The organism is Vibrio sp. SCSIO 43137 (genome assembly GCF_028201475.1).
In the GTDB taxonomy this organism is placed as follows: domain Bacteria; phylum Pseudomonadota; class Gammaproteobacteria; order Enterobacterales; family Vibrionaceae; genus Vibrio.
The window spans coordinates 464,507-490,294 of record NZ_CP116383.1; the positions used below are offsets into that span (position 1 = coordinate 464,507).

27 protein-coding genes and 1 other RNA gene are annotated in these 25,788 nt (G+C 46.2%); 18 read left to right on the forward strand and 10 right to left on the reverse strand.

Annotation, left to right across the window (positions count from 1 at the left end):
- Nucleotides 1-12 precede the first annotated feature (12 nt).
- Complete coding sequence (locus tag PK654_RS02335) at nucleotides 13-909, forward strand: LysR family transcriptional regulator ArgP (protein ID WP_271697467.1); 897 nt, start codon at nucleotides 13-15, stop codon at nucleotides 907-909.
- A 119-nt stretch (nucleotides 910-1,028) separates the two neighbouring features.
- A complete protein-coding gene (locus PK654_RS02340; protein ID WP_271697468.1) occupies nucleotides 1,029-1,724 on the forward strand; it encodes an oxidative stress defense protein in 696 nt (231 codons plus the stop codon).
- A gap of 60 nt (nucleotides 1,725-1,784) precedes the next feature.
- Here the strand turns inward: PK654_RS02340 and serA are convergent, their stop codons facing one another.
- The 5 genes from serA to zapA all read right to left on the reverse strand — a co-directional run bounded on the left by serA (nucleotide 1,785) and on the right by zapA (nucleotide 5,090).
- A complete protein-coding gene (gene serA / locus PK654_RS02345; protein ID WP_271697469.1) occupies nucleotides 1,785-3,014 on the reverse strand; it encodes a phosphoglycerate dehydrogenase in 1,230 nt (409 codons plus the stop codon).
- 237 nt (nucleotides 3,015-3,251) lie between these two features.
- Nucleotides 3,252-3,908 carry a ribose-5-phosphate isomerase RpiA gene (gene rpiA / locus PK654_RS02350; protein ID WP_271697470.1) on the reverse strand — a complete coding sequence of 219 codons (657 nt, stop codon included), beginning with the start codon at nucleotides 3,906-3,908 and terminating at the stop codon, nucleotides 3,252-3,254.
- Between the two features lie 54 nt (nucleotides 3,909-3,962).
- Nucleotides 3,963-4,559, reverse strand: coding sequence for a 5-formyltetrahydrofolate cyclo-ligase (locus PK654_RS02355; RefSeq protein WP_271697471.1), 597 nt, complete (start codon nucleotides 4,557-4,559; stop codon nucleotides 3,963-3,965).
- Between the two features lie 4 nt (nucleotides 4,560-4,563).
- Nucleotides 4,564-4,749, reverse strand: a non-coding RNA gene (gene ssrS / locus PK654_RS02360) — 6S RNA.
- A 35-nt stretch (nucleotides 4,750-4,784) separates the two neighbouring features.
- Nucleotides 4,785-5,090 carry a cell division protein ZapA gene (gene zapA, locus PK654_RS02365; RefSeq protein WP_271697472.1) on the reverse strand — a complete coding sequence of 102 codons (306 nt, stop codon included), beginning with the start codon at nucleotides 5,088-5,090 and terminating at the stop codon, nucleotides 4,785-4,787.
- Between the two features lie 168 nt (nucleotides 5,091-5,258).
- Here zapA and PK654_RS02370 point away from each other — a divergent pair, with 168 nt between their 5' ends.
- The 3 genes from PK654_RS02370 to PK654_RS02380 are packed head-to-tail and all read left to right on the forward strand — an operon-like array spanning nucleotide 5,259 to nucleotide 8,250.
- Complete coding sequence (locus PK654_RS02370; protein ID WP_271697473.1) at nucleotides 5,259-5,831, forward strand: YecA/YgfB family protein; 573 nt, start codon at nucleotides 5,259-5,261, stop codon at nucleotides 5,829-5,831.
- A 13-nt stretch (nucleotides 5,832-5,844) separates the two neighbouring features.
- Nucleotides 5,845-7,017 carry a 2-octaprenyl-6-methoxyphenyl hydroxylase gene (ubiH, locus tag PK654_RS02375; RefSeq protein ID WP_271697474.1) on the forward strand — a complete coding sequence of 391 codons (1,173 nt, stop codon included), beginning with the start codon at nucleotides 5,845-5,847 and terminating at the stop codon, nucleotides 7,015-7,017.
- 3 nt (nucleotides 7,018-7,020) lie between these two features.
- Entirely contained in the window at nucleotides 7,021-8,250 is a 1,230-nt protein-coding gene (locus PK654_RS02380; RefSeq protein ID WP_271697475.1) for an FAD-dependent 2-octaprenylphenol hydroxylase, read from the forward strand.
- Between the two features lie 126 nt (nucleotides 8,251-8,376).
- On the opposite strand, the gene PK654_RS02385 is transcribed toward PK654_RS02380, so the two are convergent.
- The 3 genes from PK654_RS02385 to ygfZ all read right to left on the reverse strand — a co-directional run bounded on the left by PK654_RS02385 (nucleotide 8,377) and on the right by ygfZ (nucleotide 10,666).
- Nucleotides 8,377-8,583, reverse strand: coding sequence for a DUF1107 domain-containing protein (locus tag PK654_RS02385; RefSeq protein ID WP_271697476.1), 207 nt, complete (start codon nucleotides 8,581-8,583; stop codon nucleotides 8,377-8,379).
- A gap of 607 nt (nucleotides 8,584-9,190) precedes the next feature.
- Entirely contained in the window at nucleotides 9,191-9,667 is a 477-nt protein-coding gene (locus PK654_RS02390) for an aminoacyl-tRNA deacylase (RefSeq protein ID WP_271697477.1), read from the reverse strand.
- Between the two features lie 12 nt (nucleotides 9,668-9,679).
- Entirely contained in the window at nucleotides 9,680-10,666 is a 987-nt protein-coding gene (ygfZ, locus tag PK654_RS02395; RefSeq protein ID WP_271697478.1) for a tRNA-modifying protein YgfZ, read from the reverse strand.
- 248 nt (nucleotides 10,667-10,914) lie between these two features.
- Between ygfZ and PK654_RS02400 the strand changes: the two genes are divergently transcribed.
- Nucleotides 10,915-11,175: an FAD assembly factor SdhE gene (locus PK654_RS02400; protein WP_271697479.1), complete on the forward strand. Its 261-nt coding sequence runs from the start codon at nucleotides 10,915-10,917 to the stop codon at nucleotides 11,173-11,175.
- 52 nt (nucleotides 11,176-11,227) lie between these two features.
- Entirely contained in the window at nucleotides 11,228-11,572 is a 345-nt protein-coding gene (locus PK654_RS02405) for a hypothetical protein (RefSeq protein ID WP_271697480.1), read from the forward strand.
- 10 nt (nucleotides 11,573-11,582) lie between these two features.
- Here PK654_RS02405 and nadB read toward each other — a convergent pair whose 3' ends face one another.
- Entirely contained in the window at nucleotides 11,583-13,202 is a 1,620-nt protein-coding gene (nadB, locus tag PK654_RS02410; RefSeq protein WP_271697481.1) for an L-aspartate oxidase, read from the reverse strand.
- 361 nt (nucleotides 13,203-13,563) lie between these two features.
- Between nadB and rpoE the strand changes: the two genes are divergently transcribed.
- The 11 genes from rpoE (at nucleotide 13,564) to acpS (ending at nucleotide 22,850) form a co-directional block, all read left to right on the forward strand.
- The gene (gene rpoE / locus PK654_RS02415) at nucleotides 13,564-14,142 is read left to right on the forward strand and encodes an RNA polymerase sigma factor RpoE (RefSeq protein WP_271697482.1); all 579 of its coding nucleotides are present in this window, start codon (nucleotides 13,564-13,566) and stop codon (nucleotides 14,140-14,142) included.
- 26 nt (nucleotides 14,143-14,168) lie between these two features.
- Nucleotides 14,169-14,777: a sigma-E factor negative regulatory protein gene (locus PK654_RS02420; RefSeq protein WP_271697483.1), complete on the forward strand. Its 609-nt coding sequence runs from the start codon at nucleotides 14,169-14,171 to the stop codon at nucleotides 14,775-14,777.
- Nucleotides 14,774-15,757: a sigma-E factor regulatory protein RseB gene (gene rseB, locus PK654_RS02425; protein WP_271697484.1), complete on the forward strand. Its 984-nt coding sequence runs from the start codon at nucleotides 14,774-14,776 to the stop codon at nucleotides 15,755-15,757. The genes PK654_RS02420 and rseB overlap by 4 nt, the downstream gene beginning before the upstream one ends.
- Nucleotides 15,754-16,236, forward strand: coding sequence for a SoxR reducing system RseC family protein (locus tag PK654_RS02430; protein ID WP_271697485.1), 483 nt, complete (start codon nucleotides 15,754-15,756; stop codon nucleotides 16,234-16,236). The genes rseB and PK654_RS02430 overlap by 4 nt, the downstream gene beginning before the upstream one ends.
- Before the next feature lie 128 nt (nucleotides 16,237-16,364).
- Nucleotides 16,365-18,158 carry a translation elongation factor 4 gene (gene lepA, locus PK654_RS02435; RefSeq protein WP_271697486.1) on the forward strand — a complete coding sequence of 598 codons (1,794 nt, stop codon included), beginning with the start codon at nucleotides 16,365-16,367 and terminating at the stop codon, nucleotides 18,156-18,158.
- A 118-nt stretch (nucleotides 18,159-18,276) separates the two neighbouring features.
- Entirely contained in the window at nucleotides 18,277-19,170 is an 894-nt protein-coding gene (lepB, locus tag PK654_RS02440) for a signal peptidase I (RefSeq protein WP_271697487.1), read from the forward strand.
- Nucleotides 19,171-19,180: 10 nt separating this feature from the next.
- Nucleotides 19,181-19,858 (forward strand): ribonuclease III, encoded by a 678-nt coding sequence (gene rnc, locus PK654_RS02445; protein ID WP_271697488.1) that lies wholly within the window; start codon nucleotides 19,181-19,183, stop codon nucleotides 19,856-19,858.
- The gene (era, locus tag PK654_RS02450) at nucleotides 19,851-20,822 is read left to right on the forward strand and encodes a GTPase Era (RefSeq protein WP_271697489.1); all 972 of its coding nucleotides are present in this window, start codon (nucleotides 19,851-19,853) and stop codon (nucleotides 20,820-20,822) included. Before rnc ends, era begins: the two co-directional genes overlap by 8 nt.
- Before the next feature lie 92 nt (nucleotides 20,823-20,914).
- Nucleotides 20,915-21,655, forward strand: a complete 741-nt coding sequence (gene recO / locus PK654_RS02455) for a DNA repair protein RecO (protein WP_271697490.1) — start codon at nucleotides 20,915-20,917, stop codon at nucleotides 21,653-21,655.
- Complete coding sequence (pdxJ, locus tag PK654_RS02460) at nucleotides 21,652-22,383, forward strand: pyridoxine 5'-phosphate synthase (RefSeq protein WP_271697491.1); 732 nt, start codon at nucleotides 21,652-21,654, stop codon at nucleotides 22,381-22,383. The genes recO and pdxJ overlap by 4 nt, the downstream gene beginning before the upstream one ends.
- Nucleotides 22,384-22,469: 86 nt before the next feature.
- Nucleotides 22,470-22,850, forward strand: a complete 381-nt coding sequence (gene acpS, locus PK654_RS02465) for a holo-ACP synthase (protein WP_271697492.1) — start codon at nucleotides 22,470-22,472, stop codon at nucleotides 22,848-22,850.
- A gap of 30 nt (nucleotides 22,851-22,880) precedes the next feature.
- On the opposite strand, the gene barA is transcribed toward acpS, so the two are convergent.
- A complete protein-coding gene (barA, locus tag PK654_RS02470; protein ID WP_271697493.1) occupies nucleotides 22,881-25,667 on the reverse strand; it encodes a two-component sensor histidine kinase BarA in 2,787 nt (928 codons plus the stop codon).
- Between the last annotated feature and the right edge of the window lie 121 nt (nucleotides 25,668-25,788).

Here is a 25,788-nt window from a genome sequence, read left to right on the forward strand (position 1 = left end):
TGGGAGATAAGGATGCGGGGCCTGGATTACAGATGGGTTGAAGCACTTGATGCGGTAATAAATCAGCGCAGTTTTGAGAAAGCGGCGCAAGAGTTGTATATCTCTCAGTCGGCAGTATCACAGAGAATTAAGCAACTGGAAAAGTGGCTTGCTCAGCCGGTATTGATTCGGGAACAGCCGCCAAAGGCGACAGAGTCAGGTAAAAAATTATTGGCTCTCTATCGTAGGGTCTGCCTGCTGGAGCAGGATCTTATTCCTCAGCTTCAGCCTAATGAGAGTGAGTCTCCCCAGACCTTATCAGTCGCGACCAACGCAGACAGTCTGGCAACCTGGCTGCTGCCCAGCGTGAGTGAACTTTTACACAACAGTAAGATAGAGCTGAATCTGATTGTTGATGATGAAAACAGAACCTTAGAAAAGCTAAGAAGCGGAGAGGTTGTCGGGGCAATCAGTATTGATGCGAAACCCATTCCCGGTTGTAGTGCAGAATACCTCGGGGTTATGGAGTATCTGTGTGTTGCCAGCCCGGAGTTTTACCAGCGCTATTTTCCGGATGGGGTCTCAAGGGAAGCCCTATTAAAAGCACCGGCAGTGGTGTTTAACCAGTATGATCATATGCATGAAACCTTTATCCGGCAGCATTTTGGTTTGTCGGTCAGTAATGTTGTTAAGCATACAGTAAGAAGCTCAGAAGCCTTTGTTAAGCTGGCACTGTTAGGAACCGCATATTGCTTGATCCCCCGGCCTCAGATTGAGCAGGAGCTGGAATCCGGGCTGTTGGTGAATATCACACCGGAGTTTAGTATTCCTCATAAAATCTACTGGCATCACTGGCAACTGGATAGTGGCTTGCTAAAAGAGCTGTCTGACTCAATTGTGGATTACGCGAAAAACTATTTGCCTCAGTAGTTGTCCAACTCCGGGTTAAAGTTGTGTCAAACATAGGCTTTTAAACTTCTTAACAGCAAAAAAATGTCTAAGATGTAGAGACAGGTAAAAATGTTCCGTTAACTAAAAGGTCATCTTTAATGAAACAAATTCCTCTAATAGTTACTCTGTTTTTCTGTTTGTTTTCCGTCAGTTCAGTTGCGGCCGATCCAAGCTTTCCCCATATTGAAACCACAGGCTACGGGGAGGTAACCGCCAAACCAGATATGGCTGAATTTACCGTTCAAATCGAAGAGTTAACGCTGACGGCTGAGCAGGCAAAGAAGCGGGTTGATGATGTCATTGCCGCATTTGTACAGCGCCTTACTAGTGAAGGGGTTAAGAAAGAGAATATTGTCAGCAGTAACCTGTATCTCTCCCCTCAGTACCACTACCCAAAATCGGGTGTATCTGAGCTGGTGGGCTACCGGGCTTCAAGAAGTATCACCGTTACTGTAATGGATCTGGAAAAGCTGAATACTTATCTTGACGGTGCTTTAGGAGACGGAATCAACCGGGTAGATAACATTCAACTAAAAGTGAAAGAGAGAGAAAGTTATCAGGAGAAGGCGCGTCAGGCGGCGATAAAGGATGCTAACGCCAAAGCGGCTTCTCTGGCTAAGGGTTTTAACTCTCAGTTAGATGGTGTCTGGAAGGTGAGTTATAACCAGATACAAGAGAGACCTGCCATGTATAAAGCGATGGCGATGAGCAGTGAAATGGGCGCTGCTTCAACTTATCAGGATGCGGAAATTGTTATTCGTGACTCGGTTAATGTGACCTACAGGATTAAATAACGCTGAATAACAAAAGCCCCGGCAAGCGGGGCTCTACTCAATTCTTAGCTTGAAAGCCAATTAGTGCAGTAGACGTGCACGAATAGTACCGTCAATGTTCTTAAGTTTTACCAGTGCTTCTTCTGAGCGGCTGGCTTCAACATCAATCACTACATAACCGATATTGGCATTAGTTTGCAGGTACTGACCGGCAATGTTAATACCATCTTCTGCAAAAATGGTGTTTATCTGAGTCAAAATACCGGGGCGGTTCTCATGAATATGCAGCAAACGTGATGCTCCTTTATGAGAAGGCAGAGATACTTCAGGGAAGTTTACACTGGACAGGGTAGAACCGTTATCTGAGTACTTAGCCAGTTTACCGGCAACTTCCACACCAATGTTCTCCTGTGCTTCCTGAGTTGAACCACCTACGTGTGGAGTCAGGATTACATTGTCGAACTTAGTCAGTGGTGACTCAAAAGGGTCGGCATTGGTTTTTGGTTCTACTGGGAACACGTCAATAGCCGCACCACCAATCTGACCGGCTTCAAGGGCATGGCATAGTTGCGGAATATCCACTACTGTGCCTCTGGCGGCGTTGATAAATACCGCTCCCGGTTTCATCTGGGCAAACTCTTCTGCACCCATCATGTTTTTGGTTTCAGCCGTTTCAGGGACATGCAGGGAGATAACGTCACATTTACTGAGCAGTTCACCCATGGTATGAACCTGAGTAGCGTTACCCAGTGAAAGTTTGTTCTCAATATCGTAGAAGTAGACTTTCATGCCGAGGTTTTCAGCAATAATGCCCAACTGAGTACCGATATGACCGTAACCGATTATACCGAGGCGCTTTCCTCTTGCCTCGAAAGAGCCTTCGGCACTTTTTTTCCAGATGCCTCTGTGAGCAAGGGCATTTTTTTCAGGAATACCACGCAGAAGTAGCAGGATCTGGCCAAGAACCAGTTCTGCAACACTGCGGGTGTTTGAGAATGGTGCATTAAATACCGGGATGCCCTTCTTGGCGGCGGCCTTTAAGTCAACCTGATTGGTTCCGATACAGAAACAACCGACAGCAGCCAGTTTATTGGCTGCACTAAATACTTTTTCTGACAAATGGGTTCTGGAACGAATACCGATAAAGTGGACATCTTTTACGGCTTCAAGCAACTCTTGTTCAGAAAGTGAGCCCTTGTGGTATTCGATATTGGTGTAGCCTGCTGCTTCTAAAACTTCAACTGATGATGGGTGAAGTCCCTCTAAAAGCAGTATTTTAATTTTGTCTTTTTCCAGTGATACTTTGGCCATTTGTCTTCGTCCTTAAAATGGAATGTTTTTCACAGCGCAATGATTATAAGTCTACCTCAAGCCCTTACCTGACTTATAAACCGATTCAACCATCTGCACTTGTCTGCCTAATAAACTATCAAAAAAAAACCATTATGGGTAAGAAAATTACAGCATAAGAGATAAAAAAATGGCACTTATTAGTGCCATTCGTAATTTGATTACTGTATTTGTAATTTTTTGTTAACGAAGATAGAGTTACTCTTCTATTTTTGCACCTTCAGGAGTACCGGTAATAACGGCATCGGCACCACGGTGAGCAAATAGCCCGACTGTTACAACACCAGCAATTGAATTGATTTTATCTTCCAGCTCTTTAGGGTTAGTGATTTCCAGTCCGTGAACATCAATAATAATGTTGCCGTTGTCAGTGACAACGCCTTCACGGTAAGCAGGATCACCACCTAGTTTAACCAGTTCACGGCCAACGTATGAGCGGGCCATCGGGATAACTTCTACCGGAAGCGGGAATGCACCTAAAACGTCTACTGCTTTGCTTCCGTCAACGATACAGATAAATTTGTCAGAGATAGCCGCAACAATCTTTTCACGTGTCAATGCTGCACCGCCGCCTTTGATCATCTCTCTGGCCGGGTTAATTTCGTCGGCACCATCAACATAAACATCAAGTTTATCGACTTCGTTACAGTCAAATACTTCAACGCCAAGGGCTTTTAGCTTCTCTGTTGAGTCTACTGAACTAGACACTGCACCTTTAATGTCATCTTTCATTGTGCCAAGTGCGTCGATGAAGTGTTTTACAGTCGAGCCTGTACCTACACCGACAATACTTCCTGCCTCAACGTATTTTAGTGCAGCCCAGCCGGCTTCCTTTTTCATTTCATCTTGTGTCATTTCATTCTCCAGAACAGGTTAAATAAGTTTGCAAAACAGGCGGATTATAGCGATTTAATGAGGAATTTCCCATTGCCATGTTTTTGATGGGGTAATGATATAGGGCAAAGGGACATCCCAATCCTCAGAAGGCACTTCATCTATCTGCTGGCAATCGTGCCCTAAGCCGACAGGAACTGCACCGAACCCGGTTTGATACCAGCGTTCAAGGCTGCGGTCATAGTAGCCTCCGCCCATTCCCATACGTTGCCCGCTGTTATCGAAAGCCACCAGAGGGGTAAAAATAATGTCCAGTTCAGACAGAGGGATGACTTTGCAGACGTTAAGCTGCGGCTCTTGAATATTAAAGCGGTTCTCTGTCATGGGCGTATCAGCTTCATAGCGGATAAACAGAAGATGACCTTTGGAAAAAGGGTGCAGTACCGGTAAATAGACTTTTTTCCCTGCCTGCCAGAGCCACTCAATAATAGGGTGAGTATCCAGTTCGCCATCGGCGGAAAGGTAAATGGCGATATTCTCTGCCTGTGCCAGTAAAGAGAAGTTTTTAACTTGTGACAGTGCATCTTCAGCTGCGATGGTTTGATTCAGGGAAGAGAGGTTTTGACGTTTACTACGGACTTGTTTACGTATGGTGGAACGTAAATCTTGCATAAATGAGTACCCCAGAGTGCCGTTGAGGATTAATGGCCCTTGAACCAGCTGGTTCAAGGCGGATCAGCAATGATAACCGTAGGCTTCTCGGTACGGGCCGAGCTTGCTCAATAGCTATCAAGTACTAACCCTTAGGTATTGCTTATCGGCTCAGGGACTTGAATCCTGCTGACAAACACCCCAGGGTAAAACTTGGTGCCGCAATCCTTGCTTTCAGACAAACTGTTAGTTGTCTGAGTTTACATTACTTAATGCATCGTCCAGTGATGCAGTTAATTGTTCGATGCGTTTTTCAATCTGCTGCTTGCTGTCATTTTCTGCTAACTGCGCCTGTTGCAGCTCGTAGCAGACATTGAGAGCCGCAATGGTTAGTAGCTTTTCTGTATTGGATACTTTAGTCCGTTCCGTCATGGCTTTCAATCGTTGATCAAGATCTTTGGCAGCCTGACGCAACGACGCTTCCTGACCCGCAGGGCAGTTAACTCGTGTCAGTTTACCTAATATTTCAACTTCAACCGCTTGATTACTCATGGTGACAGAACTCTTTTCTCGCTACTAAGAATGACTGTTGTGCCATTGAGGGTGCACTATAGAAAAAGCCTCCCTAAGATTCAAGCTTTAATCCGGTTTGATTATTTTGCCGGAACAGAGGAAGTGCTAGTATAGAGAACATCTAACCTGAACCGATATAATAGCAAAATGACTAAAAAGACTTTACCTGAGTATCAGATCACTCTGGCTCAACTTCATTCCAGCGCAATTTCCCTGACCCCCTCTGAGATGCATGGCCTGATTGCAGGAATGATTAGTGGTGGTGTGTCGGTCAGTGATAAGAGCTGGCAGTCACTGATTTTTGACTATACCAACGATGGTATGGGCTGGCCTGATAAAGCGTTACAACTGGCCAATGCTACCTTTGAGTTTACCGTGGATGAGTTGACAGGCTCAGGAATGGATATGACTCTGCTATTAGCCGATAGCGAAGGTGATTTGATTGAGTTTGCCGATTCTGTCAGTGAGTGGGTTAATCATTTTATCTCTGGACTGGGGCTGGCGGGACTTTCTCTTAAAGGCGCTGCGGAAGATGTAAAAGAGGCTCTGGGTGATCTTGAAGAGATTGCTAAACTTGGCATCGACGAAGAAGATGATCTGAAAGAGCAGGCCGACTTGCTGGAGCAGGTTATTGAACATGTAAAAGCCTGCGTATTAACGGTTCACGCTGAGTTTGGTTTGAAGCCGGACAACAAAGAGAGCAGCCCGACGATTCACTGATTTAAGGGATTCAATGAAACAGTTCGATATCATCATCGCCGGCGGAGCCATGGCAGGTTCGACATTGGCGTTAGCACTAAAGCAGAAAAACAGCAGCCTCAGAATCGCCGTTATTGAGCCCTATTCGGTACAGGAGAGTGCCCATCCGGGCTTTGATGCTCGTTCAATCGCGCTCTCTTACGGCACTCAGCAGTTACTGCAACAGTTTGAACTATGGCAAGAGCTTTCGGACCTTGCTACGCCTATTGAGCATATCCATGTCTCAGACAAGGGACATGCAGGAATGACAGAGATTAGCTGTCATGAGAGGGATGTTGCTGCTTTAGGTTATGTGGTTGAGCTGGCCGATGTCGGACGCCTTTTTACTGACAAATTAGTGCAGACAGAAGGTATTACCCTATTTTGTCCTGACTCAGTTGAAGAGATTGAATCTGAGCCGTCAGCTCAGAAAATACGACTTAGTTCCGGTGAATGGATCTCTGGCAAGCTTTTGGTGGCTGCCGATGGTGCTGATTCTGAATGTTGTCGTTTGTTGCAGATAGAGCAACAAGAGTATGATTTTCAGCAGACGGCCATCATTGCCAATATTGTAGTTAGTGAGGCGCACCGAAACCGTGCCTATGAACGTTTTACCCGCAATGGTCCGCTGGCACTACTGCCTATGTCTGAAGGCAGAATGTCTCTGGTCTGGTGTCAGGCTGCGCCTGAAGTTGAGCCAACCCTGGCTTTAAGTGATAAAGCATTTTTGTCTAAGTTGCAGGCCGAATTTGGCTGGCGCCTTGGCTGCATAGAGAAAGTCGGTGAAAGGGCGAGTTATCCTCTGGTACTTAAAAAGAAGCGTAAGTTGGTTCATCACAGGTTTGCGGCAATAGGAAATGCAAGTCAGTTGCTTCACCCTATAGCCGGGCAGGGCTTTAATCTGGGCATCAGGGATATCGCTTCTTTAGTAGAAGAAGTTGCCAGTCAGGCAGACCCCGGACAGTATTCGGGCTTATCGGCATATCGCAACAGGCGATACCAAGACCGGAAAAACACAATAGGGTTAACTGCCGGAATGGTCAGTATTTTTTCAAATGAATGGTTGCCGCTATGTGCAGGCCGCAATCTGGCACTGTCCGTTATGGACAATGTGCCGGTTATAAAAGAGCCACTACTTAAACGAACAATGGGGTTGGTAGAAAGATAAATTATGATGCAAAGTTTTGATATCGCAATTGTTGGTGGTGGTATGGTCGGGCTGGCGCTCGCCTCCGCATTGAAGCAGTCTGATCTGCGTATCGCTGTCATTGAGGGAGTAACACCCAAAAAAGAACTGACAGAATTACCTGATGTACGTGTATCAGCCCTAAGCAGGGCAAGTGAGAGAATACTCCGCAATGTCGGCGCGTGGCAGGGAATCGAAAACCGCAGAATGTCACCTTATACCGCTATGGAAGTGTGGGAGCAGGATAGCTTTGCCCGAATTGAGTTTGATGCCACGCATATGGGGCAGGCAAATCTTGGTCAGATTGTTGAAAACAGAGTGATTCAGCTGGCATTGCTTGAACAGGTAGTGCAACAGAGCAACGTTGAGCTGTTTATGCCTGACAGATGTAAAAATCTGGTAGTAGGTGAAAGTGAGGCCTGGCTGACTCTGGATAGCGGTGAGTCCTTAACGGCGAAACTGGTGGTTGGTGCTGACGGAGCGAACTCCTGGGTAAGGGAGCAAGCTGATATTCCTCTTACCCATTGGGATTATGGCCATTCAGCTTTGGTGGCCAATGTTCGTTCCTCTGATGCTCACGGCAAGACAGCCAGACAAGCATTTACTCCTATGGGGCCTTTGGCATTTCTGCCTATGAGCGAGCCGGATATGAGCTCCATTGTCTGGTCAACGGATCCCAACAGGGCTGAACAGCTTCAGGCTATGCCGGAAGCGGAGTTTAATAAACGCCTGAGTGCAGAGTTTGATATGCGCCTTGGTCTCTGCTCAGTAGTAGGAGAACGGCAGGTGTATCCTCTGAAGATGCGCTATGCCCGTGATTTTGCTTTGGAGCGTATCGCCTTAGTGGGAGATGCCGCTCATACCATTCATCCGTTAGCTGGTCAGGGGGTGAATCTGGGGCTGCTTGATGCCGCTAGTCTGGCACAAGAGCTTATCCGCTTATGGCAGTCAGGCGAAGATATTGGCCGCAAGCATAATCTACGCCGATATGAGCGCTGGAGAAAAGCGGAAGCGGCTAAGATGATAGCGGCAATGCAAGGTTTTAAAGATCTGTTTGAAGGCGGTAACCCTGCTAAAAAGCTGATTCGGGGAATCGGCATGACACTGGCCGGTCAGTTACCAGGAGCGAAAGATGAAATCATGAAACACGCCCTGGGCCTGAAGGGAGAGCTACCTGAGCTGGCCAAGCAGAGTAGTATACAGAAAGTTCAGTAAGCTGTTATGTCCGTTGCATCTGATTTATAGATGGCTTTTATATAGGTAACGACAATGAAAAAGGGTTGGCATTTGCCAACCCTTTTGTCTCTAACTAATTATTCAGGTTTTGAATTGCTGTGAAACTTAAGCGTAGCAGCCGCGTAGTTTCATGATTTCCTGATTTACCTCGTTAACGGTTCTGAAGTGACGCTTCTCTGCCCGCTCAGGCAGGATTAACTTGCCATTATCAAACTCAAATTTTCCGATACCGTATATATATATTCTTCCCTTAAAGAGCCTACTGATGTGTTTAGCTATCATACTTGGCGTATAGCGCTTAAACATTCGCATAGTTTTTCCTTTGTTTTTATCAAGCGCCATAGATTATACAAAAATGACTATGACGGAATTGTGACTAAAACGGAGAAATACTGCTTTTAACCTCTCAAACTTAGTGATTTGTGCTGAAATCATCAGATTAGAAGTATTTTATCCATCTAAGCGTGATCATCTCCTCAAAATTAGTTGTTGCTTATATGAATATTCCGATAATTTGTGTGCATATTTAGCTGTTGAGTAAATTTTAATCACTTATGCAGGGTTGCCGTTTAAGAATAGACCAGTTTTGTTCTAAGTAAATTTCAGCGGAGAACTAAATTAAAAAAATGCCCGCAGTTTTTGTGCGGGCTAATAGTCACAGATGCATTACACAACAGGCTATAAGCTCAGAGTTAGTCTGCTTAAGCCTTGGTCTTGCCTGCGGAACTCTTTGATTAAAGAGGATCAAAGCTTCCGTAAAGCAAGCACCGCTGAGCATACTCTATTTTCTGTTGTGTGAATATAAATTCATTATTGATTGAATAAATATTCTTTTTGTTGCTATCTGGTTTGGGAAGTAGATCTATGTAATGGAGAGAGAATTACAAGATTTTCTAGACTATGATACATGCACTAGGTTTCATTTGTCCCTACAGATATGGGCAAAAACCGGATTACAGAGGGCTATCAGGTCGTCCAGATCCAACATCAGCCCGGCCATATTACTTCCGCTGCTGATGGTTACCTGTTGCATCGGTTTAAACTGCATATCGAATATCACCGGCATCTCCGTTTTCAACTGAAGCGGAGTTACTGTTCCCGGTTGATAGCCGGTCACTTGCTCCACGTCAGACAGAGATACACAGGTCATTCTGCGGCACTGTAGCAGAGCCCTCACTTTTTTCGGGTCGGCAGCACAATCTCCCGGCACACAGGCTAAGGCGAAGTTGCCGCCCATATCTCTTAGCAGGATAGATTTAACCATCTGCCGCGCAGAGATGCTTCTCTGCCGGGCAGCATCTTCAACACTGACGGCCGGCGTCCGGTGAGGCAAAATACGATACCTCACCTGTCTGAGGGCTAATAAATCAGTAACAGGCGTTTGTAGCTCGCTCACCCTATATTCGCCTTAGTCTTCCAGTGAGTAGGGCGTGTCGACAAGTGACCAGATAATTTCCGGGTTATCCGCTTGCCTGAATTTGACATCACTTTCCAGATTGTTTGGCAGTATTATCAGTCCGATGGATTTTCCGTCAGCGTACTGATACTGGCAGATAAGTTGTCCGGCATTGCGCCAGTTCTCGCCGACACTTCTTTCCAGAATAATTTTCTCAGCCATTGGGATACTCTGCTCACTCTGAACAATAAACATACCGCGTTTGTTTGTACCCCGGTACTTGGCTCTGGCTACGGTCTCCTGACCGGTATAGCAGCCTTTATTGAAGCTGATACCGTCAAGGGCTTGCAGGTTGAATGTCTGAGGAATATGCTCGTTTTGATTGTCAGAGGTGACTCTGGGAATGGCATTTTCAATATCAAATTTATCCCATATGCTTTCATCCGTCAGAGTGAAAGCATGGTTTTCAGTGGCTATATTCTCTGCAATCAGCTCTTCTGCACTCTGCTGATCCAGAATCAATATCCAGCGCGATTCATCAACTTTTACTGAACTGCCTTTGCCGTTCTGAAGCTGACGAACATCACCGCTACCTTCTGAGATAGTGTTAATATAGCTCTGTACCTGCTCTCCCATGATACCAAGCACCACTTCATCACTTATGCTGATATCCACCTTGGAAAATACCGCATACTTTTTTATCTCTGCCAAAGCGATATTAACAGCAGAGGCGTGTTGCAGCAGGGCATAACCTTGATTATGAGCAAACAGACGGAAAATACTCCATACTTTACCTTTTGCATCACAGTGAGCGCCCAGTGTCGACTTGTCTGCTTCTAATTTGACGATGTCACAGGTGAGCTGACCTTGCAGGTAACTTTTACTATCATTTCCGGTTGCCTGAATTGCCTTCCACGAAGTCAGGTGAGCGCAAAAGAGGCCCGGAACTTGTTCCCCTTGATTGAGCGGCTGGGGTAGGAATTTATCTTGCCATTTCATGATTTAGATACCTTGGCTGACTATTTTTATATCCGCTAACTATAATCGCTGTCACTTTCTATATCCATGAAAAAGTCTTGCGAAAGGCTTCTCTTTCATTAACGGCAATTGCCGCTGAGCAGGCTGCAATAGTGCAGGGGTGTATTAAGTATGTTAATTCAGAAATCGTGACCATAGCGGAATTTCTCGGCTGGTTGAGCTGAGCACGACTTGATACACTCATGTCATATCAGAATTGAGGAATCGCAATGTATAGCGCTGAAGATAAAGCAAGAATAAAATGGGCCTGCCGTCGTGGAATGTTGGAGCTTGATGTTGTCATCATGCCTTTCTTTGAGGAGTGTTTTGAGAAGTTAACTGAACAGGAACAGCAGGATTTTGTTGCGCTGTTGGAGTGTGATGACCCTGACCTGTTTACCTGGGTGATGCAGCATGGCCGCAGTGACAATGACAGGCTGGCCGCGATGGTAGATAAAATTGTTGCCCACAACCTCAGTAAAGTCCGTTAACCTTACTGTCAGATTTTCCGGAATAGCCCTTAGCTTTCATATTGTTAGTTTATTGATTGTTGTTTGGGCTGTTTTGGTTTCCTTTCTCCCCCTTATCGCCTCTTTGTGGTTACTGGTTTACCTCTCCCCTTATATTTACCCTGAACGGTTTATTTTCTCTGGAATAGTAAGTATCAAGTCTGATGGTTCATTTCGTGCAGGAAAAAGCAAAGGACAAGTAGACTACTGTATTCGCTTTTATAGCGCATTGGCTCTGCTGTTGAAAACTAAGCAAGGGGAAAGCTTTGTTATCTGGAGAGATGGTTGTGATGAGGCTGAATACCGCCAGTTAAAGTGCTTTCTTGAGCAGATTGACAGGCATAAAAAAAGCGACCATTTTCGGTCGCTTAATAGTTGATTTGTCGACCTTATCGGTTCTGGTATTTTTCAGGTTCCAGAATAGTCGCGCCACTCTCTTCCGCCAGATCCGGATAATCAAGAGTATAGTGCAGCCCGCGACTCTCCTTCCTCTGCATGGCACAGCGCACCATAAGTTCTGCTACCTGAAGTAAGTTTCTCATTTCAAGCAGGTTATTCGATACTCTGAAGTTGCTGTAATACTCATGGGTTTCCTGCTGAAGCATCTGAATTCTGCGCATAGCACGTTCAAGACGCTTATCGGTACGGACAATGCCCATGTAGTCCCACATAAACAGCCTGAGTTCATGCCAGTTATGCTGAATAATCACTTCCTCATCGGAGTTACAAACCTGACTTTCATCCCATGCAGGTAACTCAGGTGGCATCTCGGCGTCGTCTAACTGTTTTAAGATATCCTTTGCCGCAGACCAGGCGTAAACCACACACTCAAGTAGGGAGTTGGACGCCATACGGTTTGCACCGTGCAAGCCGGTATAGCTCACTTCGCCGATAGCATACAGGTTTGTCATATCTGTATGCCCCTGCTTATTCACAATAACGCCACCACAGGTATAGTGCGCCGCAGGTACGATAGGGATCGGCTCTTTGGTCATATCAATACCAAGATCCATCAGACGAACTTGTATGGTCGGGAAATGCTTCTCTATAAACTCAGCCGGCTTGTGGCTGATGTCCAGATACATGCAATCAGCACCGAGACGCTTCATCTCAAAATCGATTGCTCTCGCCACAACATCCCTTGGTGCAAGCTCTTCTCTTTCGTCAAAGTCAGGCATAAAGCGGGTGCCGTCCGGTCTGCGCAGATAAGCACCTTCACCACGAAGGGCTTCTGTCAGCAGAAAGTTTCTTGCTTCCGGATGGAACAGGCAGGTTGGATGAAACTGGTTAAATTCAAGGTTAGCAACGCGGCAACCTGCACGCCAGGCCATGGCAATACCGTCACCGGAAGAGACATCCGGGTTAGAGGTATATTGGTATACCTTTGAAGCGCCGCCGGTAGCCAGAACAACAAACTTAGCCCTGACCGTTTCAACGTGTTCAATTTCTCTGTTCCAGACATAAGCACCGACAATTTTATTTTTGTCGCCGCCAACCTTATCTTCAGAGATCAAATCCAGCGCATTATGTCTTTCAAGAATGGTGATATTGGGGTGGTTGTGAACATTGTCCTGCAGCGAGGTTTGCATCGCCATACCCGTGGCGTCTGCCGCATGGAGAATTCGTCTGTGGCTATGGCCGCCTTCACGGGTCAGGTGATAGCGTGGCGCCTCATCTGAGTCATCTTCTTCCCGGTCAAAAGGAACACCGCCGTCAATCAGCCACTGAACGCACTTTTTAGCATTCTTGGCGATAAACTCTACCGTATCTTCTTCACAGATACCGGCTCCGGCGACTTGAGTGTCCTGAACGTGAGACTCAATGCTATCAGATTCGTCGAATACCGCAGCAATACCGCCTTGAGCATAATAGGTTGCCCCTTCACTTCTCGGCCCTTTACTTAAGACGATAACTTTACCGTGTTTCGCTACCCTGAGAGCCAGCGAAAGTCCTGCAGCACCGCTGCCGATGACTAATACATCACATTGATGTTCCTGGTGTGTATTCATAAAACAATCAACTTCCCAATTTCAACAAGTGCAATCCAGATTGCGCTTCAAATAACTTACCAACGCAGTGGATTATGTCGCTAAATTAACAGCTCAGCAAATTTGTTTCACATCAGAGATTTGTAAAACAGTTGCTTTTCCTATCAACTGACCCCAGTATTTCCCTAGTTTCCAGAGAAAAAATGATTAACTCATCACACTTTGTAATAAAATTCCAAAAATAATAGAAAGGGTTGAACTTTCTATCTGCATCAGAGTCACAATAGTGCTCATGGCAGTGGTGGTGTCAACACTACATTTTGCATAATTAATGCTCATATCTGAGAAGGTAAGAGCGATAACAATAGGAGTATGTGCTCGAATGAACGAGCAGTTGACCGATCAGGTACTCATTGAGCGGGTTCAAAACGGAGATAAGCAGGCATTTAATCTGTTAGTGATTAAGTATCAGAATAAAGTTTGTAACCTTATCTCACGTTATATAGGTAATTCAGGTGATGTTCAGGATGTGGCTCAGGAAGCGTTTATTAAAGCGTATCGTGCCATTCCAAACTTCAGGGGCGAGAGTGCCTTTTATACCTGGCTATACCGGATAGCTGTTAATACGGCGAAAAACTACATTGTTGCGCAGGGCAGAAGACCACCCGCTACAGATGTGGATGCTGATGAGGCTGAATATTACGAAACGGGCAGTGCACTGAAAGAAATTTCGAACCCTGAGAACTTAACGCTGTCCAAGGAACTGAAAAGCGTCGTTTTCAGTGCAATTGAGGCGCTACCGGAAGATTTGAAAACCGCAGTGACATTACGTGAACTAGATGGTTTAAGTTACGAAGAGATCGCTGAGGTAATGGATTGCCCTGTCGGGACAGTACGTTCGCGTATTTTCCGTGCAAGGGAAGCGGTTGAGAAAAAAATTCAACCACTTTTACAACGCTAATACCAGACATGAATAATGGTGAGAAAATGGCTGACAAAGAACTGCTTTCAGCTCTTATGGACGGAGAGTCCGTCGATAAGGCTTTGATCGCTGAGCTTGAACAGAATCAGGAAAGTCAGGAAACCTGGCAGAATTACCATCTGATGGGTGATGTGATGAGGGGGGAAGCCCCCGAAACTGCAAACTGGGACATTGCTGGTAGCGTTATGGCTGCTCTTGATGATGAACCATCACACAAGAAAGAGACAACTCCGCTGATTGAGGCGCAACCTACTCCTAAGCAGGCAAGGCGTCATTTACCTGCATGGCTGACACAGTTTGGTCAGGTTGGTATTGCTGCCTGTGTTTCTATGGCGGTGATTTTTGGTGTGCAGCAATATGGCGGAGACAACACAACAAGCCCGCAGGCGGATCAGCTTCCCGTTTTACAAACCGTTCCTTTAGCTGGTAGCGTTGAACCTGTGTCCCTGACCCGCGAGTCAGTTTCAACACCTTCTCCTTCGCTAAATGAAGCGCAAAAAGAAGAGCAGCGTCGTCGTATTACCGCGATGCTACAAGATCACGAATTACAACTAAGGCTGACTGCAGATAACTCAGTTGAGCAAAAGTTAGAACCACAACCGGTAATTGAATGAAAAAATTTCTGATCAGTGCCCTTGCACTGTTCAGTTTGATGCAGACCCAAGCCTCAGCGGAAGAGAATGCCGCTGAGGCTTTGTTGCTTCAAATGAATCAGGCAAGTCAGCAACTAAGTTATGAATTTTCTTATATTTTAATTAAGAAAAACAGTATAGAGCCCCTTCTGTATCGTCATGCCAATGCAGAGACAAAACACTACGCCCATCTCATCTATCTCAGCGGCCCGGTAAGAGAAGTTATCCGCCGCGGTAATGAGGTCAGTTATATAGAGCCGGGAGCGGAACCTTTTTCTATTGAATCAGAGCATATGGTTGGCCCGTTAATGCCTCTGCTCAATAGTGATATCTCAAAACTTAGCCAGTATTACGACTTTATCCTGATGGGGCGGGCAAGAGAGGCCGGAGTTGCAACTCAGGTTGTCCGTATCGTGCCTAAAGATGGCCAGAGATACTCGTATCTGCTTTGGGTAGATGAGAAATCCAAACTGCCGCTAAGGGCGGATCTTGTCGATCGGGACGGTGAAATACTGGAACAGTACCGCACCATCTCTTATTCCGTTTCCGAACGTATTGCGACCATGCTAAGTGGTCTGAAAGATGTCCGGCTTCCGGATGTTCTTAACCTTCCTGAACAGCAGCCGACCAAATCTTTCTGGAAAGTGAACTGGATTCCGTCAGGCTTTAAACCTCATAACCTGAATCGCTACAAAATAGCCATGACGCAAAAAGTAGTAGAAAGCCAGCTCTATAGTGATGGTCTATTTAATTTTTCCGTATATGTTTCTGATCAAGATGATCTTTCTCTGAAAAATCAACTGGTTCGTCAGGGCAGGAAAACCCTGCATACGGTTGTAAAGGGCAGCAGAGAGATCACTGTTGTAGGAGATATACCTCCGTCAACGGCTGTTCAGGTTGCTGAGTCTGTGGTGTTCCTGCCGAAAGCGGAGAATCCAGCGGGTGAGGTAAGCGCACCATGATGACGGCTCTGGCGACAGTTGTTTCTGCTAACAAGACTGACTCAGGCTATAACATAGAGCTTAGCTGTGATCAGCAGACCAGCTGCAGTCACTGTGCTTCGCAGAAAAGCTGCGGCACAGGCATTATTTCCAAAGCGGTAGGAAACAAAAGTCACCTTTGGGTTGTACATTCTGAGCATGAAATTAAGGCTGGTAAGACGGTTGAAATCGGTTTACCGGAAAAGCGCCTGATTCAATTTGCCTCCATTGTCTACATACTGCCGCTGATTATGCTGATTATCGGTGCCGTTCTAGGTGATTTGCTACTGGCACCATTGCTAAACGGCGGCGAAGGAGGAACCATTCTTCTATCGGTGTTATTTATGGGAGTGGGCGTAATTGCTGCTAAGTACTTAGCCACAAGACTCAAAGGTGAAACGGAGCAGTCGGTAAAGCTGCTTCGGGTGCTCGGTGATACTATTGATATCGCCGCTAAATAAGCTTCATTTGTAAATGAAGATAGCGACAGCGCCGGAAATTCGGTAGAATCGCGCAACTTGATCGAAATACCATCAATAGACAGGTATTTTTTCCATTATTATTTGCAAGAGTATAGTCATACCAACCTATGAAGCACATTCGTAACTTTTCGATTATCGCCCATATCGACCACGGTAAGTCGACATTATCAGACCGCTTAATCCAAGTTTGTGGAGGATTGAGTGAACGTGAGATGGACGCCCAAGTCCTTGATTCAATGGATCTTGAACGAGAGCGTGGAATTACAATCAAAGCACAGAGTGTGACACTGGACTATACCGCTAAAGATGGCGAAACCTATCAACTGAACTTTATCGACACTCCGGGACACGTGGATTTCTCCTACGAAGTATCCCGTTCACTGGCGGCATGTGAAGGGGCTCTGCTGGTGGTTGATGCTGGTCAGGGTGTAGAAGCTCAGACGCTTGCAAACTGCTATACAGCCATTGAGATGGATCTGGAAGTTGTGCCAATCCTTAATAAGATTGACCTTCCTGCAGCCGATCCTGAGCGTGTGGCTGAAGAGATCGAAGAAATTGTCGGCATTGACGCTATGGAAGCGACTCAGTGTTCCGCTAAAACAGGTCTGGGTGTTGATGATGTTCTGGAAAACATTGTATCGGCTATTCCTGCACCTGAAGGTGATCCGGATGCGCCTCTGCAGGCACTGATCATTGACTCATGGTTTGATAACTATCTTGGTGTTGTTTCCCTTGTCCGTATTAAGAACGGGGTTCTGAAAAAGAACGACAAGATCAAGGTAATGAGTACTGACCAGGTTTGGGGTGTAGACCGTCTGGGTATCTTTACGCCTAAGCAGATTGACACCACTGAGCTGAGAACAGGCGAAGTAGGCTGGGTTGTCTGCGGTATTAAAGATATTCTGGGTGCTCCGGTAGGTGATACCCTGACCCTTGCTAAACACGGCTGTGAAGAGGCGTTACCGGGATTCAAGAAAGTGAAACCGCAAGTTTATGCTGGTCTGTTCCCTGTCTCTTCAGATGACTATGAAAACTTCCGTGATGCTCTGGGTAAACTAAGCCTGAACGATGCTTCGCTGTTTTATGAGCCGGAAAACTCGGCGGCACTTGGATTTGGCTTCCGTTGTGGTTTCCTAGGCATGTTGCATATGGAGATCATTCAGGAACGTCTTGAGCGTGAGTACGATCTTGACCTGATCACTACAGCACCAACTGTAGTCTATGAAGTTGAAAAAACCGATGGCGAGCTGCTGTATGTAGACAGCCCGGCTAAGCTGCCGGCAGTTAATGATCTTGAAGAGATTCGTGAGCCGATTGCCCGCTGTAATATTCTGGTTCCTTCTGACTATCTGGGTAACGTAATTACCCTTTGCGTTGAGAAACGTGGTGTGCAGGTTGATATGGTTTATCACGGCAATCAGGTTGCTGTAACTTACGATATTCCGATGGCTGAAGTGGTTCTGGACTTCTTCGACCGTCTTAAGTCTACCTCGCGTGGTTACGCTTCTCTGGACTACAACTTCCAGCGATTTGAAGCGTCTAACATGGTTCGCGTAGACGTGCTGCTTAACGGTGATAAAGTGGATGCACTGGCTATCATCACCCATAAAGATCAGGCTCAGTCACGTGGTCGTCTGCTGGTAGATAAGATGAAGGAGTTTATCCCTCGTCAGATGTTTGATATTGCTATTCAGGCTGCTATCGGTAACCACATTATCGCCCGTTCAACAGTGAAACAGCTGCGTAAGAACGTAATCGCTAAATGTTATGGCGGTGATGTCAGCCGTAAGAAAAAACTGTTGAAGAAACAGAAAGAAGGTAAGAAACGAATGAAGCAGATAGGTAACGTAGAGCTGCCTCAGGAAGCTTTCTTAGCCATTCTTCATGTTGGTAAGGACTAATAAACCAACATATAGGAATGAAGAGAAAGGGTTTTAACACCCTTTCTTCTTTTTTGGTAAAGCGACTTGTGTATTTTGGGCTGGCCAGTGTGCACAAGTAATTAGGAAAGGAAAAACAATGGCGAATACATTCTCACTCATTCTGGTAATCGTTACTTTGGTAACAGGGGTGGTATGGGTTTTAGAGAAGCTGCTCTGGGCTAAGAAACGTGAGCAGAAAGTGGCGGAAGTTGCTGCTCAGACCAGCGGGTTGAGCAGTGAAATTCAGGCTAAGGTTGCAGCCCAGCCGTGGTGGGTAGAAAATAGTGTCTCTATTTTCCCTGTTATCGCTTTTGTCCTGGTTTTACGCTCGTTTATTTTCGAACCATTTCAGATTCCGTCAGGTTCTATGATGCCGACCTTGCTGGTGGGTGATTTTATTCTGGTGGAAAAATACGCTTACGGTATTAAAGACCCTGTATTCAGAACACAACTGATTGAAACAGGAAAACCTGAGCGCGGTGATATTGTGGTATTTAAGTATCCGCCTAACCCAAGCATTGATTATATCAAGCGTGTAGTGGGTATGCCGGGTGATACTGTGCGTTACAGTAAAAAAGAGGTTTGTATTCAGCCTAAAGGCGAAGCAAGCTGCAAGCCGGTTAAGCTTTCAAACGTCGTAGAGAGTGAGTTTGTTCAACAGAACATTCCTCTGATTCAGATGGATGAAAAGCTAGGTGAAGTAGCGCATCAGATTTTGGTCCATCCGTTACGTCAGGACAACGTAGCGGCTTATCAGCCCCGTAACGGAGTGAACGAGTGGGTTGTTCCTCAGGGTGAGTACTTTGTGATGGGAGATAACCGTGACAACAGTGCTGATAGTCGTTACTGGGGTTTTGTTCCTGAAGCGAACTTAGTGGGTAAAGCCGTTGCTATCTGGACGAGCTTTGAGTTTGAACGTGGTGCCGACAGTGTACTGCCTTCTTGGATTCCTACCGGCGTTCGTTTCAGTCGTATCGGTGGTATTGATTAATTGAGAAAACATGAATCCTCCTATATCTAAATTAGAAAAAAGGCTCGGCTATCAGTTTAATGATAACGAGCTGATCAACCTGGCACTGACACATCGCAGTGCCAACGGAAAACATAATGAGCGTCTTGAGTTTTTGGGCGATTCAATTTTAAGTTTTGTTATTGCCGATGATTTGTATCATCGATTCCCTAAAGTCAATGAAGGGGATATGAGCCGTATGAGGGCGACTCTGGTTCGTGGCCATACGCTTGCAGAACTAGGCCGAGAGTTTGTTCTGGGAGATTACTTAAAATTAGGTCCAGGAGAACTGAAGAGCGGCGGTTTCCGTCGAGACTCTATTCTGGCTGATGCTGTTGAAGCCATTATCGGTGCTATCTATCTGGATAGTGATATCGAAGTGGTGCGTAAAATTGTATTGAGTTGGTATAAAACCCGTCTTGATGCGATCCAGCCGGGTGTCTCTCAGAAAGATCCGAAAACCCGTTTGCAGGAGTTCCTTCAGGGGCGTAAAAAGCCGCTGCCTGTCTATACAGTGACTAATATTAAAGGTGAGGCTCACAATCAGGAGTTCACCGTATCCTGCGGAATTGAGGGTATTTCTGAACCAGTTGTGGGTAAGGGAACCAGCCGCAGAAAAGCTGAACAGGCTGCAGCAGAGCTTGCCTTGGAGAAATTGAACAATGTCTGATGATAACAACGAATTTGATCTGGATGCTTACTTTGCTACTCACGGAGAGCAGAGTCAGGATACAGAGAATCAGCATTGCGGATTTATCGCGATTGTCGGCCGGCCGAACGTAGGTAAATCGACCTTACTGAACCATATTCTGGGGCAGAAGATCTCTATTACCTCACGTAAGCCTCAAACCACCAGACACCGTATTATGGGCGTTGATACCGATGGTGATTATCAGGCCATCTATGTGGATACTCCCGGGCTGCACATTGAAGAGAAACGAGCCATTAACCGTCTGATGAACCGTGCGGCAAACAGCTCACTTAGTGATGTGAATTTAGTTCTGTTTTTGGTTGATGGTACTCACTGGACCAATGACGATGAGATGGTGCTGACTAAGCTGGCGAAATCGAACTTTCCTGTTGTGCTTTGTGTGAACAAGGTTGATAACGTGAAAGACCGCAACGAAGTGATGCTGCATATGCAGGCGTTGTCGGAGAAGATGGAGTTTGTCGATGTTGTGCCTATTTCGGCAAAACATGGTAAAAATACCGATGTGATCCGCAAGCATGTACGTGATCACCTTCCTCAGGCTGAGCACCATTTCCCTGAAGAGTATGTGACTGACCGTTCTCAGCGTTTTATGGCATCGGAAATTGTGCGTGAAAAGCTAATGCGTTTTACCGGTGATGAGCTTCCATACTCAGTAACGGTTGAGATTGAGCGTTTTGACTATAATCCTGAAACCGATGGATTCCATATAAACGCTTTGATTCTGGTAGAGCGTTCCGGCCAGAAGAAGATGGTAATCGGTAAAGGCGGCGAGAAGATTAAGACTATCGGCCGTGAAGCCCGTCTTGATATGGAAGCGCTGTTTGAGCGCAAAGTCTATCTTGAAACCTGGGTTAAGGTGAAGTCAGGCTGGGCGGATGACGAAAGGGCACTTCGTTCACTTGGCTATATAGACGATCTATAATCAGCAGAGTCTTTACGGAATAGCCAAAGGTTACTATTAATTACTTTTCGCCTGCTTAATGCAGGCGAAATTTCATATAAGGGGCAGAAAACATGACAGCAGCCAACAGCCAGCAGTTGTATCGTTGCTTTGTTCTGCATCGTCGTCCCTATAGTGAATCCAGCCTGATACTGGATGTGTTTACCGAAGAGTATGGCCGTCTTTCCCTTATGTCTAAAGGGGCCAGAAGTAAGCGTTCTAATCTGAAAGGTGCTTTACAGCCTTTTACCCCGTTGTTAATTAAATGGTCAGGTAATGGCTCAATGAAAACTCTGCGGCAGGCTGAACCCATCAGCCTTGGCCTGCCTTTAAGTGGTATTCATCTCTACTCAGCTATGTACGTCAATGAGTTGCTGGGCAGAGTTATTGAGAGTGAAACCCCGTATCCGGCACTTTTTCACGACTACCTGCACGTCCTTACTGAACTGGCACAGGCAGAAAACCCTGAGCCGGCCCTGAGGCGATTTGAATTGGCTCTTTTATCTGCTCTTGGCTACGGCGTGGACTTTATGCACTGTGCAGGAACCGGAGAGTTAGTTGAGCCGGAGATGACTTACCGTTACCGGGAGCAGAAAGGATTTATCGCCAGTATCAGAAAAGATAACCTGACCTTCTATGGAAACGAGCTGATTGCTATTGCAGAGCGGCGCTTCCTCACTAAAGAGCAGTTAAAAGCGGCAAAACGCTTTACACGCATAGCTTTAAAGCCTTATCTTGGCGGTAAACCATTAAAAAGTCGGGAACTATTCACTAACCGAATTCGTTCTTCTCTGAGCACGGAGTATAAAAAATGAGCTCTATCCTGTTAGGGGTCAATATTGACCATATCGCTACTCTTCGAAATGCACGCGGCACAAAGTACCCGGATCCGGTACATGCGGCTGAAATGGCTGAAAGAGCAGGGGCTGACGGTATTACTATTCACCTGCGTGAAGATCGCCGCCATATTCTGGATCGTGATGTCAGAATTTTACGTGAAACCATCCAGACTCGTATGAACCTGGAGATGGCAGTGACTGATGAGATGGTGGACATCGCATTAGATACTAAGCCGGAATTTGTCTGCCTTGTTCCTGAGAAACGCGAAGAGCTGACAACGGAAGGCGGACTGGATGTAAAAGGCCAGCTGGAAAAAATTAAAGCAGCGACTGAGAAACTGACTGAAGCGGGAATCAAAGTTTCTCTGTTTATTGATGCTGATCGTGAGCAGATTGATGCAGCCAAAGCGTGCGGAGCGCCATTTATTGAGCTGCATACTGGCCACTATGCTGATGCCGAAACAGAAACTGAGCAGCAAAATGAGCTGAAAAAGATTGCTGCGGCAGCAAGCTACGCAGACGACTTAGGTATTACTGTAAATGCCGGTCACGGCCTGACATACCACAATGTTGCGCCTATTGCGGCATTGCCTGAAGTTTACGAGCTGAACATTGGCCACTCTATTATCGGCCGTGCCGTGTTTGACGGATTAAGTAAAGCCGTAGCGGATATGAAAGCGGTAATGGCAGAAGCGAGAAAGTAAACTTTCTGTTCTCTTTTGTATTTGATTGATAAAAACAGAGCGGTTAATCTCGCTCTGTTTTTTTAACTACCGAATGAGGATGACTTATGTCGATAGTTGGTCTGGGTACGGATATCGCAGAGATAGACAGGGTGGAAAAAGCATTGAACCGCAGCGGTGATGCCTTCGCCAGACGGATTCTTGCTGACGATGAATATCAGAAATACGCTCAGATAAAACAACAGGCCCGTTTTCTGGCCAAGCGGTTTGCAGCCAAAGAAGCCGCTTCTAAAGCGCTGGGAACCGGTATTGCCCACGGAGTGACCTTTCATGATTTTGTGGTCAGTAATGATGAAAATGGTAAGCCGGTTCTTACCTTAACCGCTAAGGCAAAAGAGATAGCGGATAACCTCCAGGTTAACCATATCCACCTCTCAATCTCTGACGAGAGGCACTATGCTGTTGCTACGGTAGTGATGGAGAAGTAATACTTTTCCATCTCACTCATCACTGATGAGTTAATTGAGATAGAGCTCTGCGGAGGCCAGTACTTTCTCCATCTCATCCTGCAGTTCAAACAGCTCAGGTTCAATATCCGCAATAGTCATTCCTGAGCGCAATGAGCTTTCAATCTGGGCACAAACCGCTTTTAGCTTAGGTACGCCGCTGTAGGAGCAACTACCGTGAAGTTTATGGATAAAGTGCGTCAGCTCTTCGCTGGAGTAGTTGTCGTCTTCCAGTGCATTTTCTACCACTTCGTTAACCTCACCGATAAACTCTATCAGCATGGCCAGCATCTCTTTGGCCAGATCTTCTTTATTAGCGGCCTGCTTAAGTGCGGCTTGCCAGTCAACAATCACATCCGGGTTTTCTTTGCTGATCTGTTCCTGTGCAACCTCAGCGGGTAGTTCTAACTTATCCACTTCCTGCTCGCTGGTATTGGGATTCCAGTGCACTAATACCTGTTGCAGAATATGTTCTTCAATCGGCTTAGTGAGATAGTCATCCATACCAGCATTAAGCAGCCTGTCTCGCTCTCCGCTCATGGCATGTGCTGTTACCGCAATAACCGGTGTCTGTTTGTTTATCGGTAGTTCACGTATCTTTTTCGCTGCGGTAACACCATCCATATGTGGCATCTGAATATCCATCAGGACGATATCAAACTTCTGTTTTCTTGCCGCATCTACCGCTTTCTGTCCGCTGGAGCAGGAGACCACATGTTCAACCCGCTCAGTCAGTAGGGCGGTTATCAACTTCAGGTTGGCTGGATTATCATCCACCGCCATGACTTTAAGGGCCATTTTTTCATCAATAGAAGAGACAGGCACCGCCGGTTGGCTGGGCAGTATACCGGCCTGTTGCTGGTGCTTTGCAAGGACAGAGAGTAGTTTTCTGCGTGACAGAGGTTTGGTCATACACTGAACCTGACACTCTGCCGTCAGTTGCTCTGCCAGTGCCAGTTCTGTGCTTGGGGTGGCGACGATGACCTGCTGGGCGTACTGCTGTGTCTTCTCTACCCAGCTCTTCACTTCTTGCAGATCATTAAGTTTTTTCGGAGAAAGGTTGAGCAGAACACAATCTTGCGGTTCGAACTCTTCAGGTACGCTGGTCTGATAGGTAACCTGCAGTCCTTCCTGACCCAGTTGCTGTTGTATCACTGACGCCGCCTGCATATTAGGTTCAATCAGAAGAACATGGCGGTTTTGCAGATACTGGCTCTCTATCTGGTGTAACTGAGGAAGATCTGTGGTGGCCAGTTGCAGGGTAAACCAGAAAGTTGATCCCTGATGCAGCCGGCTGGTCAGGCTGATTTCACCGCCCATCTGTCCGACAAGTTTCTGGGTAATAACCAGCCCCAGACCCGTACCGCCATAGCGGCGGGAGATACTGGCGTCTGCCTGACTAAATGCCTGAAACAGCTGCGCCTGCTGCCTTTCAGAGATACCAATCCCCGTATCGCGCACCATAAACTGCAGCTCAACGATATCGCTCTTTTTCGATCTTAATTCTACGCTGATATCAATATTGCCCCTCTCGGTAAATTTAATCGAGTTACCGACGAGGTTAGTAAGTACTTGCTGAATGCGTAACGGATCTCCCACGAGGCCGGGTGGGATTTTAGGATCGACTTTAAGGGTGATTTCCAGCCCTTTTTCATGAGCCGAGGTTGCCTGAAGGCTGACTACCTCTTCCAAGCTCTCCTGAAACTCGAACGGAATATTTTCCAGCAGCAGTTTACCTGCCTCCAGTTTGGAGAAGTCGAGAATGTCATTAATGATAGTCAGCAGATTGTTAGCCGAGCGTTCAATGGTTTGCAGATAATCTGTTTGGCTGTTGGTCAGGTTGGTTTTCAGCATCTGACGGGTAAAACCAATCACCCCGTTGAGCGGTGTTCTCAGTTCATGAGACATATTGGCAAGAAACTCAGATTTTACTCTGGCAGCTTCCTGAGCCCGTTTTTTAGCGATATCCAGCTCTACGTTCTGAATTTCTAACTGCTCTAATGTTTCCCTTAAATCAGACGTTGCCTGATCGATACTCTGCTGCATCTCCACATGGTACTCAGACAGAGATTTCGCCATGGCGTTGATACCGTTTTTCAGTGAATCCAGTTCACCATGCATCTTCTCTTCGATTCTTGAGTCCAGATGTCCTCGGCGGATGCGATCAACGGTTTTCTGCATATTGGTAATAGGCTGAGTAACATCGTGCATCAGGCGGTAAGCAAAGAAACCGGATAAACCGACGCCGAAAACAAGCACGATAAGGGCAGAAAATATCTCCTGATACTGCTGCAGGCGCAACGGAGACATATCCAGCTCCATAGCGATATAGCCCAGTGGCTGATTGATTTCTGTATTGGTTCCGTCGGTCTTTGAAAGGGGCGTTTCTATTATTATCGGCGCTCTTAATATCAGGGTGGCGTCTTGTCTCTCAATATCAGTTAACAGAGGAATCGGCTGCTCTGCCGGAAAAGTGAGCATCTCAAAATTGGGGTGGAAGTTAGAGGTTACAAACAGCTGATTGTTAGCATCGAATACAGCAATACTGCGCACAATTTTAGAGTTTTTCCGGTGGGCATGGCTGATAATGCGCCGTACTGCTTCATGGCTCTGTTTTACCATGCCATACTCACTGGCAATGGCCAGAGGTTCAAGAATACTGGTTCCTGAGGTAATAAGCTGTGCTTCCAGATCGTTATAACGATTAGAGGTAAAAAAAGCACTCAACAACAAGCCGATAACGAGTGTTGGTGCCAGAGTCAGTGTTATAACGCGTGCTCGTAAGCCGTATCTGGTCATGTTTCTTTAATTACAATACGTTCTGAATATGGGAAAATACGCCCGATAGAGCTCATGGCACAATTCAGAGCGACATCTATGTTTGGTTTAAGGAAAATAGCAGCAGAAATGGCATTACCGT